Genomic DNA, 16,379 nt, shown 5'->3' with positions numbered 1-16,379 from the left:
CAGTAATGACAAGCACCACAGCACCACAACGAAACACTGGATCTCCGCTTCGGATGATCGGTGATCGGATTAGCGCGCTGTTCCAGCGGCCGCTTGCCAACTACTACATTATTTTGTCGATAGTCGGGTTGCTCGTCCTTTCTGGAGTCTTGATGGTAGTCGCCAGCTCGATGACGTGGTCTTTGGTGGAAGGCAGCGGCGTCTGGGGTTCTGCTCTCAAGCAGATGGTGATGGTCGTGATTGGCCTGGCCAGCATGTGGTTGATGCTGTGGTTGCCCCCAGGCGTGGTGCGAAGATTTTCCACTTTAGCCATGGCCTTTACGGTTGTCCTCTTAGTCGTGGTTCTTATACCTGGATTTGGTACAGGACGAGAAGAAGTGGGTTCACAATCGTGGATTGTTCTGGGGCCGTTGCGGCTGCAGCCCTCAGAGGTCGCTCGTGTCATGATCGCGGTGTGGGGAGCGCACTTTTTTTCTCGCCCGAAATTTAAACCGACGGGTCAATGGAACGACTACATCGTTTACTCACTGTTCTCAGGAGTGGTCGCCGTTCTCATCGCGGCCGAAGGTGATTTGGGAATGACGGTTACCTTTTCTTCTGTGGTGATCGCGATGCTGTTTTTCGCGGGCGTTAAAAAGACCTACATGTTGACCGCGGCAGCAGTTATTGTTCTTGGTGCATTGGGCATGGTGGTCGGAACAAGTTTCCGCAATGACCGTTTCACTGTCTATTTTGATGCACTGCTAGGACACTTTGAAGACACCGCTGATAAGGCCTACCAGTCCTATCAAGGCTTCCTTTCGCTTTCCGACGGTTCCCTCACCGGCGTAGGAATCGGGCAGTCGCGTGCCAAATGGTTCTACTTACCAGAAGCGCGTAATGACTTTGTTTTTGCCATTCTCGGAGAAGAATGGGGTTTTGTTGGCGGAACAATTACCATCGTGCTCTTTGCCTTCCTACTCTTCTTTGGGATGCGCACGGCTGCAAAAAACTCCAATCGCTTCCTAGCGCTTGCCGCCGCGACGCTGGCGACAGGTGTATCTGCACAGGCCTTTGTCAACATTGGATACGTGATTGGCTTGCTCCCCGTGACCGGCATCCAGCTACCGATGATCTCCGCTGGCGGAACTTCAGCGATTATTACTTTGGCCTCTATGGGCCTTTTGGCCAACTGCGCACGGCATGAGCCGGAGGCAATCTCAGCTATGCAATCGTATGGGCGTCCTCCCATTGACCGCCTCCTGGGGCTAAGAGAACCAAACGTGGAAGGTCTTTCCCTTAAAACCCCCATTTTTGGGCGTTCTGTTGATAAAACCCGTCTCGCAGAGCGACGCATGCCGCCGCCAGCGCCCAAGCCGCAGCAGGCTTCTTCACCTGTGTCCCGTGGCCCCCGGAGAGAATCACCTCATCGTAGCTCTTACGTGGTGGGGGAACAACGCAATACGCGAGGCAATCAAAGTCGTGATTGGCGGGACAATAGGGCAAGAAACACCGATACGCGTTACTCTTCTGGATCCACAGAACGCGGAAATAGGTGGGCGTCGGAAAGCAATGATTACGGCACTGGTAGCGTCGGAGACCGTAGGCGGGACAGATGGTCCTCGCAGAACAACAAAGACGATAGGCGTAGGAGACGGTAATGCAATCCCCACACGTAGTAGTAGCAGGTGGCGGAACCGCGGGACACATCGAACCGGCGATGGCGGTCGCAGAGGAATTACGAGGTCGTGGAGCTAACGTAATTGCGTTGGGGACATCCAGAGGATTGGAACAGACGATCGTTCCTGCACGCGGGTTTGATCTTAAACTTATTGATCCTGTCCCTGTGCCTCGCAAGATTAACGCAGATTTGTTTAAACTTCCGTTCAGATTACTGCGTACCGTAAAACAGACCCGTGACGTACTCAAAGCTCACGACGCTTCTGTGCTTATCGGGTTTGGCGGATATGTTTCTGCTCCCGGATACCTTGCGGCTAAGACATTAGGGATCCCGTATATCGTGCATGAGGCCAATGCACGCTCGGGAATGGCCAATAAACTGGGCGTGCGGATGGGCGGACTTGGGCTCAACGCAGTAGCCGGCTCAGGCATGCCTGGTCGAGTAGTCGGGATTCCAATCCGCAATACGCTAAAAGTTAACTCTGAGGCCCGAGAGCGCGGACTACGAACATGGGGGCTAGATCCTGCCCGGAAGACCGTTTTGGTTACTGGCGGTTCGCAGGGAGCTGCTTCTATTAACCGAGCTGTGGCAGGAGGAATTGATTCTTTGCTTTCGCAGGGATACCAGGTTTTGCACTCTTATGGAGCAAAAAACGATGTCCCTTGCGCGCGTGAGCACTATGTTCCAGTGCCCTATATCGAGGATATGGCGGCAGCGTACTCGGTCTCTGATCTCATTGTCTGCCGTGCCGGGGCAATGACCGTCGCAGAAAACACTGCTGCTGGAATTCCAGCGATATACGTCCCCTTGCCCCATGGCAACGGGGAACAAGGATTGAACGCGGCAGACATCGTTGCTGCAGGTGGGGCCATTCTCATCGATGATGAGTCCTTTGACGGTGATGCATGTGCTACTAGCGTCGGAAAAATCCTGAGCGAGCCTGAGATATATCGCACGATGAAAGAAGCAGTAGCTCACTCGCAGGCTGGCAACGCGGCTGCGATCATTGCCGATATTGTGTATCACATTGTTAAAGACCACGATGCGGAGCATCTGCCCGCGTAGCTTGTTAGTCTGCGCCTACCTTCTGAGGTAGGCGCAGTGTGGGTACTACCACCACCCACTCTTATGATCATTTTGTGTAAAAACGCTGGAAACATCAGCTTTTGTAATTCCCCACGGAGGATAAATGACCACTTCGGATTCTGCCATCGACCTTAGCCGGGTTCATCTCATCGGTATCGGTGGCGCTGGAATGTCTGGCGTTGCACGAATTTTGTTATCGCGAGGTGCAACAGTCTCGGGATCTGACGTGAAAGATTCACGACCTGTCCTGGCACTTCGCTCTATGGGTGCACACGTTGCCGTTGGACATGCTGCAGAAAACCTCACCATTGCGGGAGAAGAGCCGACAGCGGTGGTCACGTCATTTGCAGCAATCCCGCAGGATAACCCGGAATTAGTTGCAGCTCGTGAGCGCGGTATTCCTGTTATCCGTCGCTCCGACCTCCTAGGAGAACTAATGGAGGGCAGCACTCAAGTTTTGATTGCCGGAACACATGGAAAAACATCCACCACGTCTATGGCCGTAGTAGCAATGCAAGCAGCGGGTATGGATCCAAGCTTTGCTATTGGTGGACAGCTTAATAAGGCTGGAACGAATGCCCACCAAGGTACAGGAGATGCCTTTGTCGCAGAGGCCGATGAATCTGACGCCTCATTGCTGCGTTATAAGCCGAATGTAGCGGTAATTACTAACATTGAGCCGGATCACCTTGACTTTTTTAAGTCTGAGGAAGCCTATTTTGAGGTGTTTGAGAAGTTCGCTGAGCGTTTGGTACCTGGTGGCTCCTTAGTCGTGTGTCTGGACGACCCTCACACCGCCATGTTGGGGCAAAAAGCCCACGAGGAGCACAGCGACATCAAAGTCGTTGGATATGGCACGTCAGCTGCTGCAGCGGACTATCCAGATATCGCAAAAACAGTGGTGAAATCCTTCGAGATTACTCATTCTGGCACGGTGGCAACCATCAGTGTTCAGGGCAAAGAAGTAGAGGTTGTCCTGCGGACACCCGGCCAGCATATGGTTCTTAACGCAGCGGCTGCATTGACCGCAGGTGTGATCGCTGGTGGGGAGCTAACCAAGTTAGCTGCCGGAATCAGCGATTTTAGCGGTGTGCGTCGCCGTTTTGAATATCATGGCACTGTTGCAGAGGGAGACTTTGCAGGCATTGAGCTTTACGACGACTACGCGCATCACCCCACCGAGGTGACTGCCGTCTTAACCGCTGCACGTGCCAAGCTGCAAGCTCGTGGTCAGGGGCGCCTCATCGTTGTCTTCCAGCCTCACCTATACTCCCGAACAATGAATTTTGTGGATGAGTTTGCTACGGCTTTGTCTTTGGCAGACGAGGCTATTGTCCTGGACATCTACGGAGCACGGGAGAAACCAGTGGAAGGTGTGGATTCCAGAATCATCACAGAGAAAATGACTGTTCCTGCGCATTTTGAACCTGATTTCTCGCATGTTCCCGACGCTGTCGCGGACGTTGCTGCCCCGGGTGATCTTGTGATTACGATGGGGGCGGGCAGCGTTACAATCCTGGCGCCGGAAATCCTTACGCGCTTGCGATCAGAAACAACATAGGAATTTCGTGGAGTTATGAAAAAGAAAACGATCTTGGGAAGCATAGGAGTACTTGTTGCGGTAGCTCTTGTTGCAGCTGTCCTTTTTATTGTTCCTGTGATCAAAGTTTCAGGTTTTGAAGTAGAAGGAAACATTCACACTCCACAAGAAGAAATTGTATCTGCGACAGATATTGCGATTGGAAGTAATCTGTTGCGGATTGATGCCACTAAAGCGGCTACTGCCGTTTCACGATTGCCATGGGTGTCCTCTGCCTCAGTTGATAGGTCGTTTCCCCAATCTGTGAAGGTAAAAGTAACTGAGCATAATGCTGTGCTCTTTACTGAGCGTTCTGATGGAGATCACCTTTTTGATGGAAAGGGACGGGCATTTGTTATTGATGTGCACCCTCCCGAAGCTATTCAGGTTACTGGACAAGACGACGATGCTTCTTCCGCGTATGCGGCGGTAGGAGCCATGGTGGAAGGACTTTCTCCTGAGATTCGTACTCAGATTGAGTCTGTTGATGCTCCTAGTGCGTATGAGCTGAAAATCCAGCTTAAGGACGGGCGCAGTGTCTACTGGGGATCGTCGGAAAACGTAAAGGATAAAGCAGTGGCATTAAAAAATGCCCTCACCCGCCCAGAACAGAGTTTAGACGTGAGTGGTGCACCCCTTATTGCAGTGAAATAAAATTTCTTAAAATGGAGTGTTCTCTTTTACCGGAGGACACTCCTTTTTTTGTTGTGATCGCGTATAGCTGAAAACCAGTACTTTTCCGGGCTGAGCAGGCAAGTACAAGCCTTCGCGGAAGCATCAGAACTTCCTGTTTCCGCACGTCAAACCCTAAAGTTGAGGTTGAGACTAGAGACACGCCGCCGTAAATGTCCGACAAAAAACCTCGAAAGTAGTTGATGATGTATTGCAGTGCAGCATCGCGATTTGGTCGTTTCCCTTGTGGTGCTGAATGAATGAAGTAAAAATACTCAATGTGAAAGGCGAGTCGCTCATGACTTCCCCAGATAATTACCTCGCCGTAATCAAGGTTGTTGGCGTCGGCGGTGGCGGTGTAAACGCTGTTAACCGCATGATCGAGGAAGGTCTTAAGGGCGTCGAATTTATTGCTGTCAATACCGATTCTCAAGCGTTGATGTTCTCCGATGCGGACGTCAAACTCGATATTGGACGTGAGGCTACCCGTGGTCTTGGTGCTGGAGCTAATCCAGAAGTTGGACGTACCTCTGCGGAAGACCACAAAAATGAGATTGAAGAAACCCTCAAGGGTGCAGACATGGTGTTTGTGACAGCGGGAGAAGGGGGCGGAACTGGCACTGGTGCAGCTCCGGTTGTTGCAAGTATTGCTAAAAAAATGGGTGCCCTGACCGTTGGCGTCGTTACTCGTCCTTTTAAATTTGAGGGGCCGCGTCGTACACGCCAGGCAGTCGAAGGGATCGATGCGCTGCGGGAAGTCTGCGACACTCTTATTGTGATCCCGAATGATCGCTTGCTGCAGCTAGGCGACACAAGCCTCACCATGATGGAGGCTTTCCGTGCTGCAGACCAGGTGCTGCACAATGGAGTCGAAGGAATTACTAACCTCATTACTATCCCCGGCATGATCAACGTCGACTTTGCCGACGTTCGTTCAGTTATGGCTGACGCTGGATCTGCGCTTATGGGTGTGGGATCGGCTCGCGGAGACAATCGCGTGCTCACAGCGGCTGAAGAAGCTATTAATTCTCCATTGCTCGAGTCCACCATGGAAGGCGCTAAGGGCGTTTTGCTTTCTATTGCTGGCGGCTCGGATCTTGGTCTCCAAGAGGTCAATGACGCAGCTTCTATGGTGCAGGAGAAAGCTGATGAAGACGTCAACCTGATTTTTGGAACGATCTTTGACGATAATTTGGGTGATGAGGTTAGAGTCACAGTTATTGCTACAGGTTTTGATGGTGCAAAAAACGCAGTGGAAACCCCTGCTCCCAAAGTGGAAGCCGCACCCGAATCTGCCGTAACGCCGACTCCTGCTCCTGAGCGAGCTTCCACATCGATCTTTGGTGAGGAATCCGATTCTTCAGCTCGTCACTTGCGCACAGAAGAGCCAGCACCTCGTGGTAGCGCAGGCGGTAGTGACGGGCTGTTTACCTCAAGCGATGAACGTCGGACAGACTACCGTAATGATTATCGGGATCGCCGTGATGAGCGTGGCGGAGATCTCGATGTTCCCGACTTCCTTCGCTAAACATGAGTAAAGGAAACGACCGCCCCGTCCGCAAGGTGTTTACCACCAGAGCGGGCGGGGTCTCCCTTCCCCCATATGATTCTTTTAATTTGGGAGATCATGTGGGGGACGCGTTGGCTGATGTGACTTCTAATAGAAACCGTTTGGCTCGAGTTGTTGGGCTGGAATCTCACGATATTGTCTGGATGGAACAGATCCATTCAGTCAACGTTACGGTGGTTACTCAACCGCAAGGGTCGGCAGTAGAAGCTACTGATGCGCTTGTGACTACTACGCGTGGGCTTGCTTTGGCGGTTTTGGCAGCTGATTGTGTTCCTGTGTTGCTGTCAGATACAGAAGCTGGGGTGGTGGCAGCAGTTCATGCAGGCAGAATGGGAGCTCGAAATGGAATTGTTCGTAGAACGATTGACGCCATGGCTGACTTAGGTGCTACTCCTCGCAACGTTCATGCACTTTTGGGGCCAGCTGCCTCCGGGCGACACTACGAGGTTCCCGCAGGAATGGCCGCGGATGTAGAACGCCATCTGCCTGGCGCTCTAGTGAAAACCAACAAAGGAACATCAGGATTAGATCTTCGTAGAGGACTGGCACGACAGTTGTTGCAGCTAGGGGTAAAAGCTATAGACATTGATCCTCGCTGCACGATTGAAGATAAACAACTTTTCTCCTATCGTCGCGAAGGCAAAACGGGGCGGCATGCAGGGCTTGTGTGGCTTCCTTAATATGAGTAATGAAGTAGGCAATTTTCTCCACAAAATTAAATTAGCTTGGAAAAATGCTGTGTCGCAGCGACATCGAGCCACTATAAGCAAGTAGCTTTAGGTGCTAGCATCAGCTTTTGGACATCGCAAAAGCGGAGTACCACATAGCACACCGCATACGATGAAAGGGACACTTTATGTCGATAATGAAGAAGACCAAAGATTTCTTCGGGCTTTCTGGGGTGGAAGGCGATCCGTACCTTGCGGATGAGGCCTACTATGAGGAGCCACGTTACGAGGGAAGCGCAGCATACCAGCCACAGCGCTACCGTGAGCCTGCATATCAGGATGTGCACGCCTATGACCACGTTTCCCGTCGTGCTTCGTCGAATATTGTTCCTGTAACCATCAATAGCTACTCGGATGCTGCAACCAAAATTGGTGAGCCTTTCCGCGATGGTGATTCCGTTGTCTTTGATATCAACCGTTTGGGACTGGACGAAGGTAAGCGAATTGTTGATTTCGCTGCTGGCCTCTGTTTCGCTCTCCGCGGCCAAATGAAGAAGATCAGCCACATGGTATTTGCGATTGTTCCCGAGGGTGCAGATGTGACCACTGCAGATTTGGAGAGAGCCGCTCGCGTATAAGGCCTTTCGTCAAGGTCTAGAAGAAACTTTTCTTAACCCCTTGACGTTATTAAGGATGGATAATGTCCCAACCGACCTTAATAACGTCAAGGGGTTTTGCGTACCTTTTGGAAGAAAGGATATTGGTGTCAAGTGGACAGGATAATTCACAATCTCCGTGATTATTCGCTGGTCAACTTGTCTTAGGACGCACCATTATGAATAAATACTAGGAAGTTAGATGAAGATAGATAAATTTTTGCAAGACGGAAGGTCATATCATTGCACACTCTGTTAAACATTCTGATTTTGGTTGTTCAGATTTATACGTGGATCTTAATCGGCCGAATCTTGGTGGAAATGATCGTGAGCTTCTCTCGTAATTTTCAGGCGCCACAATTCATGGTCGTTATTTTCGAGGTTTTGTTTAAGTTGACTGATCCACCCGTGCGTCTTTTGCGCCGCTGGATTCCGCCACTGAAGCTCGGAAATGTTGCGCTCGATGTATCTATTTTGGTACTTTTTTTCGCGCTTTCGTTTATCAGAATTCTGCTCAGCATCGCCCTTTATTCGGTATAAGTTACTAATGGTTTATAGTTCGGGTGCCCCTGAACGAGGGCGAAGAGGCTTCTTTTCTGCTTGGTCGCCCGATTTCTTTCAATTTTGTTGAAAAAAACACCAAAAAATAGGAAAACGAGAGCTGTTTTAGCCTGTATTGGGCTGCATAAGTGCCTATACGGGTTATCATGGGGGAGGTATTGCGTATAAACGTTTGGTCATCTTCTTGACGTTTGAGTGTGCAAGTAAGTTAATGTGAATTGTTACCCCCCCCGCGAACAAGGAATTAGGTTCTTGGACGCAGAAGAAATCTCGAAGGGAAGAGCTCCATGCCGCTGACTCCAGCCGATGTGCACAACGTCGCTTTCAGTAAGCCTCCAATCGGCAAGCGAGGCTACAACGAGGACGAGGTCGATCAGTTCTTGGATCTGGTAGAAGACACCCTCGCTGAGATTCAGGAAGAGAACGAGGATCTGCGTCAGCAGATAGAGGAACTAAAGGCGGAAGCTAAACAGGGCGGAATATCCAAGCCTGCTATGGCCTCTGCCTCTTTTGCTAAGCCCTCTGTTGATGAGGCTGCGATTCGTCGTGAGATCGAATCCAAGCTCAAAGCTGAATACGATGCCAAGCTAGCCGACGCGCGCAAGTACTCCGATAAGTCCTCGACCGATATGGCTGCTTTGCGTTCTGAGCTGGAAGCTGCAAAGGCTGATGCGAAGAAGGCTAATGAGGAGGCCGCCAAGGCTAAGGCTGCTGCGGCGAACTCCAAGCTGGACATTTCAAAGACCGCTTTTGCTGCGGCAGGTGCTGGCGCTGGACTTGCTACTGCAGAAACCCACATGCAGGCAGCTAAGGTGCTTGGCCTAGCTCAGGAGATGGCGGATCGCCTTACCTCTGAGGCTCAAAACGACTCCAAATCCATGCTGGACGAGGCTCGTAGCGCTTCTGAGCGCCAAATTCAGGATGCGGATGTTCGTGCGCGGGCAACGCTTGCCGACGCTCGCGCTAAGGCCGACAAGCAGCTTGCAGAGGCTGATTCTCGTTCCCGTGCTTTGATCGAGGATGCTCAGAAGAAATCCGAGCAAACTCTTAGTGAGGCAAACTCTCGTGCTGAGGCACAGGTGCGCCAAGCTGAAGACAAGGCAAACGCGCTCCAGGCGGATGCGGAACGCAAGCATACAGAGATCATGGCGACTGTCCAGCAGCAGCAGTCTGCGCTGGAGAAACGAATCTCTGAGCTTCGCACCTTCGAGCGTGAATACCGTACTCGACTCAAGACTCTGCTGCAGAGCCAGCTGGAAGAACTTGAGAGCCGTGGCACCACCGCGCCCGATGAGAAGCGTTAAGGCTTTTCGCGATAGACGCATATGTTCACGTGGCCCCTAGCTTAATGAGCTGGAGGGCCACGATTTCTCTATCAGTACGTGTTCCAAGGAGCCTTGAATATGTTGATCGCTGCCATTGTGCTTTCGATCGCAGGATTTGTATTTCTCGTTTTATCGCTTAGCAGCACTGGCGAGATTTGGGAATGGCTCTTGTTTGGAACTGTCGTTTTAGGCTTGATCTTGCTGTTTGTAGATATGGTTAAAAAACGACGTACGCGAAGCTCTGGTGGTAAACATTCCGCACGATAACGCGAAGGCCTAGACCTGCAAGACTCTATCGGTCATGTAAAAACATTCTGTGAACTTTTACTGACCTGGTATGGGAATAGTGGGTAGTGAGTTCGTGTGCCTGATTTTATGAGGTATAGTAATCGGCTACAAGGCACTGATCCGGCAATCACCGGGGAGCCTCCGGAAGAAAAGCGATACGCAGATACAAAGCGTAATCCGCCGATTACGGTGGTTTTATGATCGGCTTTATGGTTGCGAATGCTGAGTAGAACCGGACGGGTAGGACCGTCATCTCCTTCACAATGAAGCGGGAGCCTGTGGGCTCCAAGCAGGGTGGTACCGCGCTATAGATAGCGTCCCTGCGGCAGCGAATGCGATAGTGAAGGAGATTTTATGTCGAATCCGGTAGGCGGCGTGTACCCCAAGGTGGACATGTCTGGTGGTTCAAATCGTTTCCCAGACATGGAACGTGAAGTTCTCAATTTTTGGTCTTCAGATAACACATTCCAGGCTTCTTTAGAGCAGCGTTCTGGTTCTCCAGAGTATGTATTTTATGATGGCCCTCCCTTTGCTAACGGCCTTCCTCACTATGGTCACCTGCTGACGGGCTATGTCAAAGACATCGTTCCGCGTTATCAGACCATGAAGGGCAAACTCGTCGGGCGTGTTTTTGGTTGGGACTGTCATGGACTTCCCGCTGAGCTTGAGGCAGAAAAACAGCTAGGCATCAAGGACAAAGGCGAAATTGAGTCGATGGGTCTTGAGGCCTTTAACGACTATTGTGCGAAGTCTGTTTTGGAATACACCCAGGAATGGAAAGATTACGTAACTCGACAGGCACGCTGGGTCGACTTTGATAACGGCTATAAAACCATGGATCTAGATTTCATGGAGTCTGTTATGTGGGCGTTCAAGGAGCTCTATGACAAAGGTTTGATCTATCAAGGGTTCCGAGTCTTGCCCTATTCATGGGCTGAGCACACCCCGCTGTCCAATCAGGAAACGCGTTTGGACGATTCCTACAAGATGCGACAAGATCCGACTCTTACGGTGACTTTCCCCATCACAGGGGTCGTCGATGGAGCGTCAGCAGATACCTCGCTCGTTGGTGCTTATGCGCTCGCATGGACCACGACGCCTTGGACATTGCCCTCCAACTTGGCTCTCGCTGTTAACCCGGGCGTGAACTACGTTGAGGTGAAAGTAGGCGAGGACGGTGCCGATTCTATCCGTGGCCAGCGCGTTCTTCTGGCAGAGGCTCTTATGGGAGCTTATGCCAAGGAGCTTGGAGAACAGCATGAGGTATTGGCGGTTCATCCGGGTACGGACCTCGTGGGTCTAAAGTATCAGCCGATCTTTGATTACTTTGCGGATACGGACAACGCTTTCCAGATTCTTGCCGCAGAATATGTGACCACAGAAGACGGCACCGGAATTGTTCACCAGGCACCTGCATTTGGTGAAGACGATATGAACACCTGCAAAGCCAACGGTATCCCCACGGTGATCCCGGTGGATATGGACGGAAAGTTTACGTCGCTAGCCCCTGAGTATGAGGGTCTTTTGGTTTTTGATGCCAACAAGAACATCATCGCTGACCTCAAGGCAGCGTCCAGGGTTGTGCGCCACCAGACGATTGAACACTCTTATCCGCATTCGTGGCGTTCCGGAGAACCTCTTATCTACATGGCGTTGCCGTCATGGTTTGTGGAGGTGACTAAGTTCCGTGACCGTATGGTTGAGCTGAACAAGGACATCGAGTGGATGCCTGCTCACATCCGGGATGGTCAGTTTGGCAAGTGGCTTGAAGGCGCTCGCGATTGGAATATCTCACGTAACCGCTACTGGGGTTCGCCTATCCCGGTGTGGGTTTCTGATGATGAAAACTATCCGCGTATGGATGTTTATGGTTCTTTGGACGAGCTGGAACGCGATTTTGGTGTGCGTCCCACTTCGTTGCACCGCCCGTTTATCGACGAGCTGACGCGTCCTAACCCGGATGATCCAACAGGAAAATCGATGATGCGTCGTGTGCCTGAGGTTTTGGATTGCTGGTTTGAATCGGGCTCTATGCCTTTTGCCCAGAAGCATTATCCGTTTGAGAACAAAGAGTGGTTTGATAGCCATTCCCCGGCAGACTTCATCGTGGAGTACTCGGGCCAGACTCGTGGTTGGTTCTACACGCTGCACGTGTTGGCTACCGCGCTCTTTGATCGTCCTGCCTTTAAAAAGGTCGTGGCGCATGGCATCGTCCTTGGCGATGACGGAACAAAGATGTCCAAGTCTCGCCAGAATTACCCCAATGTGAACGAGGTCTTTGATCGCGATGGCTCTGACGCTATGCGTTGGTTCCTCATGAGCTCGCCGATCCTGCGCGGCGGTAACTTAATAGTCACCGAGCAAGGCATCCGCGAGGGCGTACGCCAGGCGCTTTTGCCGATGTGGAACGCCTACTCCTTCTTGCAGCTGTATTCGTCGAAACCTGCCGAGTGGTCTGTCGATTCCACAGATGTTTTGGACAAGTACATCTTGGCAAAGCTTCACGACGTCGTCCGCGGCGTCGGCGAAGCCCTCGATAACACCGATATTGCGCAAGCGTGCGATGAGGTTCGCTGGTTCTGCGATGCTTTGACCAACTGGTATGTGCGTCGTTCGCGCGAGCGCTTCTGGGCGGGTGACGATCAGCACCCAGAGGCCTTCAACACTTTGTTTACGGTGTTGGAGACCTTGACCCGCGTCACTGCACCGTTGTTGCCAATGGCATCTGAGGTGATCTGGCGTGGGCTTACTGGTGAGCGTTCAGTGCACTTGGCAGATTTCCCCAAGGCAGAGGACTTCCCAGCAGATGCTGACCTTGTCCGTGCGATGGATGAGATCCGTGGCGTATGTTCTGCTACTAGCTCGGTGCGCAAGGCCCACAAGCTGCGTAACCGCCTCCCGCTTCCTCAGGTGACGGTTGCGTTACCCGATTCGCAGCGCTTGGAGCCGTTTACGTCGATCATTCGTGATGAGGTCAACGTAAAGAACGTCGTGCTTACCTCTGACGTCGATGCCGTTGGACGTTTTGATGTGGTGGTCAATGCCAAGGTCGCAGGACCGCGTCTGGGTAAAGATGTGCAGCGAGTAATCAAAGCCGTGAAATCTGGTAATTACGAGCGCTCTGGTGACGTCGTTGTTGCGGATGGTATCGAGCTGAAGGCTGATGAATTCACTGAGCGCCTAGTAGCTGCGGATCCAGAGTCGACGGCCCAGATAGATGGGGTCGAGGGTCTGGTTGTGCTAGATATGACTGTGGACGAGGCCCTGGAAGCGGAAGGCTGGGCTGCGGATGTCATCCGTGGTTTGCAGGACGCTCGTAAGGCTTCGAACTTTGAAGTCTCGGATCGCATCACCGTGGAGCTCTTTGTTCCTGAGGAGAAGAAAGAGTGGGCTGATCGCCATTCGGCACTTATCGCTGGCGAAGTGCTAGCTACTGCTTTCACCGTAACCGTTGGTGGAGAAGGTGCGCATAAGGTCATAGAAGCTGTGACCGCAGATGTCGCAAAAACTCAGTAACACCAGAACATAAGAAAATATCCCGGACACAGAACACCCTTCGTGTCCGGGATATTTCTCGTGGTGGTGTCCACAGCGCTTACTTATGTTTTGTAGATTCGACACGCACGTTCTATCGAACTAATGTTTGTATGTATGAGGCGTTGGGTACTGCACATAGATATGGATGCTTTTTTCGCATCTTGTGAGCAGTTGACGCGACCAACGCTGCGCGATAGACCAGTTCTTGTAGGAGGGGTGTCGGGCAGGGGAGTCGTTGCTGGGGCTTCTTATGAGGCTCGGGCACTGGGGGCTCATTCCGCGATGCCGATGTACCAAGCAAAAAGACTTGTTGGTTTCCGTGGCGTTATTGTTGCCCCGCGTTTTGAGGTCTACCGGGCGGCTTCACACCGGGTTTTTGAGATTTTGCATTCTATGGGCGGGCTAGTGGAGCAGGTTTCTGTGGACGAGGGCTTTATGGAGCCGGAAGAACTCCAGGGAGCAACGTCCGCAGAAGTCAGGGAGTGGGCGCATGAGTTGCGCCGGATAATACGGCACGATGTTGGGCTTCCAGCCTCTGTGGGGGCGGGATGCGGAAAACAATTTGCCAAGATAGGTTCGGACCAAGCTAAACCAGATGGCGTTTTTGTCGTTCCACCAGAAAAACATGAAGAGATGATTCTTCCCTTACCTGTAGGGGAATTGTGGGGTGTAGGACCGGTAACTCGTACAAAACTCAAACAGCTAGGCGTGGAAACAATCGGGGACTTAGCCGCAATGACGCAGCGGGAGGTGGATATTAGCTTGGGAACAACGGTCGGCCGAGCACTGTGGATGATGGCACGGGGCATAGATGATCGTCCAGTAGCGCCACGAGCTGAGTCTAAGCAAATATCGGCAGAGCACACGTACCCGAAAGATCTCATCAATGTTCCTCAGGTTGATGATGCGCTGCGCCGTGCCACGGATGATGCTCACAGGAGATTGCTGAACGACGGACGTGGCGCTCGGACAGTAACGGTGAAACTCCGTATGGCGGACTTCCACATAGAATCGAGATCAGCCACCTTGCCATATGCTACGGATGACCACGATACGTTTCTAGCAACGGCAATGAGGCTGGTGCGCTATCCGGATGAACTGGGTCCGATACGTCTTGTGGGCGTTAGTCTCTCTGGACTTGAAATGGCTCGTCAAGACGTGTTGTTTCCGGAGATCGACAGGGAGATTGTCCAGCGTGATTCTGACTTTGAAGTGGGAGTATCCGGGGCAGTGTCCACAGAAAATGCTGATCATCAGTCAGCTGGTCTAGAGGATGCTCAGCAAGACGATCTTGTAGAAGAATCCCCACGGTGGCGGGCAACCCAAGACGTTTGGCACCCTGAGCTGGGACACGGTTGGATCCAAGGGATTGGGCACGGAAAAGTGACCGTAAGGTTTGAAACACGTACTACAGGGATCGGCAAAGTGAGAACTTTTGATATTGGGGATTCCGAGTTGCAGCCCGCCGATCCTGTAGCAAGCCTTGATTGGGATATAGCGGATTTTTAAAAAAGAGTTGCAGGGTGCACACCTGTAGCCACGGCAATGGCGAGCAATACGCGCGCCTGGCCAGCCCGGAAATACGTTGAGCTGATTGCTCCTTTTGCTGCGAGGGTTGCTCCTCCGCCAGCCCCGCCGTAAGCGCCGAAGACCTCACCGCGTGGAACTCGAGTTGTTATCACAACGGGTATTCCGGCGTCGAGGGCAGCTCCGAGTGCCACTCCCATTTCTGTACCCACATTTCCTGCACCCATTGCCTCAACCACTAACCCTTGGCTCCCGGCATTTATCGCGGCGTCGACAAGCGTGGCTGGCGCGCCGGGGAAGGCGGGGATGATGTCGATGCGGACGTCGGAAAGCTGTGCAGGCTGGACCGGATCTGCGCGCAATGGCTCTTCGGGGCCATTGGTAGCAAAGGCGAGAGCATCGGAGGTATGCCATTTCATGCAACCGCGCGCTGGGAGTACCGCGTGACCAAAGACAACCAAAACTCCGATGTCGCGAGCGGACGTGTCGCACGCCACCATAATTGCTTCGAAAAGATTGCCTTGCCCGTCAGATTCGGGGTGGTCAAAAGGAAGCTGGGCACCAGTGAGAACGATAGGGTTCGGGCTGGTGTGGAATGTGTCCAGAGCTATGGCTGTTTCCTCCATAGAGTCTGTACCGTGGGTAACCACCACGCCAATAACATTGGGTTCTGCCAGGGCCTTATGCGATTCAGAGACTATGACGTCTACATCTGCAAACGTCATCGATGCGGAATCGAGACGATGAAGCTCGCGCACCTCGATCTCTAGTTTTCCGCTGAAACGAGGCGCGATATCTTTGATCAATTCTTCGCCAGAAACCGTGGGGATAAGCGCGCCATTAGGGTCCATCGTGCAGGAGATAGTTCCTCCTGTGGTGAGAACGACAACTTTTCCAAGTTCTTCATGAGCTGAGGTCATGTGCTTAAGACTGCCATATCGCAGAAGGTGGCTGTGCTCACATGAGCATGTTGACGTGAGTTTTTTTTCAATGGACGCTAGCATTCATGAGATACAACCCTTGTTCGCTATGCGCGCAGGGGAGCCAGGAGAGCATGCTTTGTGACGCATGTGGTTCGCATTAAGCGGCTGCGTGGCTTCGCTCAGGATGTAATTCTGGTGACTTTGTGCAGGTCCCCGCACATGATGGACCGGTGACGGGCAGTAGCTTCTGCCTACCGTAGCCGATTCCGCTATAGTGCAGGGTTCATGCCCGAGTGGATACGATCGGAAGCTCTGTGACCGCAGAAT

13 protein-coding genes are annotated in these 16,379 nt (G+C 52.2%); 12 read left to right on the top strand and 1 reads right to left on the bottom strand.

Annotated elements, in window-relative coordinates; all coding sequences use genetic code 11:
- Positions 1–5: 5 nt before the first annotated feature.
- The 12 genes from CKV68_RS02860 to CKV68_RS02805 all read left to right on the top strand — a co-directional run bounded on the left by CKV68_RS02860 (position 6) and on the right by CKV68_RS02805 (position 15,111).
- Positions 6–1,640, top strand: a complete 1,635-nt coding sequence (locus CKV68_RS02860) for an FtsW/RodA/SpoVE family cell cycle protein (RefSeq protein WP_013911867.1) — start codon at positions 6–8, stop codon at positions 1,638–1,640.
- A complete protein-coding gene (gene murG / locus CKV68_RS02855) occupies positions 1,640–2,725 on the top strand; it encodes an undecaprenyldiphospho-muramoylpentapeptide beta-N-acetylglucosaminyltransferase (RefSeq protein ID WP_095075559.1) in 1,086 nt (361 codons plus the stop codon). Before CKV68_RS02860 ends, murG begins: the two co-directional genes overlap by 1 nt.
- Before the next feature lie 124 nt (positions 2,726–2,849).
- The gene (gene murC, locus CKV68_RS02850) at positions 2,850–4,307 is read left to right on the top strand and encodes a UDP-N-acetylmuramate--L-alanine ligase (RefSeq protein WP_095075558.1); all 1,458 of its coding nucleotides are present in this window, start codon (positions 2,850–2,852) and stop codon (positions 4,305–4,307) included.
- A gap of 15 nt (positions 4,308–4,322) precedes the next feature.
- On the top strand, positions 4,323–4,979 hold the full coding sequence (locus CKV68_RS02845) for a cell division protein FtsQ/DivIB (protein WP_095075557.1): 657 nt from the start codon (positions 4,323–4,325) through the stop codon (positions 4,977–4,979).
- 316 nt (positions 4,980–5,295) lie between these two features.
- Positions 5,296–6,525 (top strand): cell division protein FtsZ, encoded by a 1,230-nt coding sequence (gene ftsZ / locus CKV68_RS02840; protein WP_014836593.1) that lies wholly within the window; start codon positions 5,296–5,298, stop codon positions 6,523–6,525.
- Positions 6,526–6,527: 2 nt separating this feature from the next.
- A complete protein-coding gene (pgeF, locus tag CKV68_RS02835; protein ID WP_095075556.1) occupies positions 6,528–7,247 on the top strand; it encodes a peptidoglycan editing factor PgeF in 720 nt (239 codons plus the stop codon).
- A gap of 176 nt (positions 7,248–7,423) precedes the next feature.
- Positions 7,424–7,873 carry a cell division protein SepF gene (locus CKV68_RS02830; protein WP_014526004.1) on the top strand — a complete coding sequence of 150 codons (450 nt, stop codon included), beginning with the start codon at positions 7,424–7,426 and terminating at the stop codon, positions 7,871–7,873.
- Positions 7,874–8,134: 261 nt separating this feature from the next.
- Positions 8,135–8,431: a YggT family protein gene (locus tag CKV68_RS02825; RefSeq protein WP_038622075.1), complete on the top strand. Its 297-nt coding sequence runs from the start codon at positions 8,135–8,137 to the stop codon at positions 8,429–8,431.
- A gap of 308 nt (positions 8,432–8,739) precedes the next feature.
- A complete protein-coding gene (locus tag CKV68_RS02820; protein ID WP_013911858.1) occupies positions 8,740–9,756 on the top strand; it encodes a DivIVA domain-containing protein in 1,017 nt (338 codons plus the stop codon).
- 99 nt (positions 9,757–9,855) lie between these two features.
- Positions 9,856–10,044 (top strand): hypothetical protein, encoded by a 189-nt coding sequence (locus tag CKV68_RS02815; RefSeq protein WP_013911857.1) that lies wholly within the window; start codon positions 9,856–9,858, stop codon positions 10,042–10,044.
- Positions 10,045–10,419: 375 nt separating this feature from the next.
- Positions 10,420–13,581, top strand: coding sequence for an isoleucine--tRNA ligase (ileS, locus tag CKV68_RS02810; protein ID WP_095075555.1), 3,162 nt, complete (start codon positions 10,420–10,422; stop codon positions 13,579–13,581).
- A 135-nt stretch (positions 13,582–13,716) separates the two neighbouring features.
- Positions 13,717–15,111, top strand: a complete 1,395-nt coding sequence (locus CKV68_RS02805; RefSeq protein ID WP_029974289.1) for a DNA polymerase IV — start codon at positions 13,717–13,719, stop codon at positions 15,109–15,111.
- Here CKV68_RS02805 and CKV68_RS02800 read toward each other — a convergent pair.
- Complete coding sequence (locus CKV68_RS02800; RefSeq protein WP_014836588.1) at positions 15,108–16,049, bottom strand: asparaginase; 942 nt, start codon at positions 16,047–16,049, stop codon at positions 15,108–15,110. The two genes, CKV68_RS02805 and CKV68_RS02800, sit on opposite strands and share 4 nt — an antisense overlap.
- Positions 16,050–16,379: the final 330 nt, after the last annotated feature.

The sequence above is a fragment of the Corynebacterium ulcerans genome (assembly GCF_900187135.1).
Lineage (GTDB): Bacteria > Actinomycetota > Actinomycetes > Mycobacteriales > Mycobacteriaceae > Corynebacterium > Corynebacterium ulcerans.
Note: the sequence above shows the minus strand (reverse complement) of the source record. Positions and strands in the feature narration are given on the sequence as shown.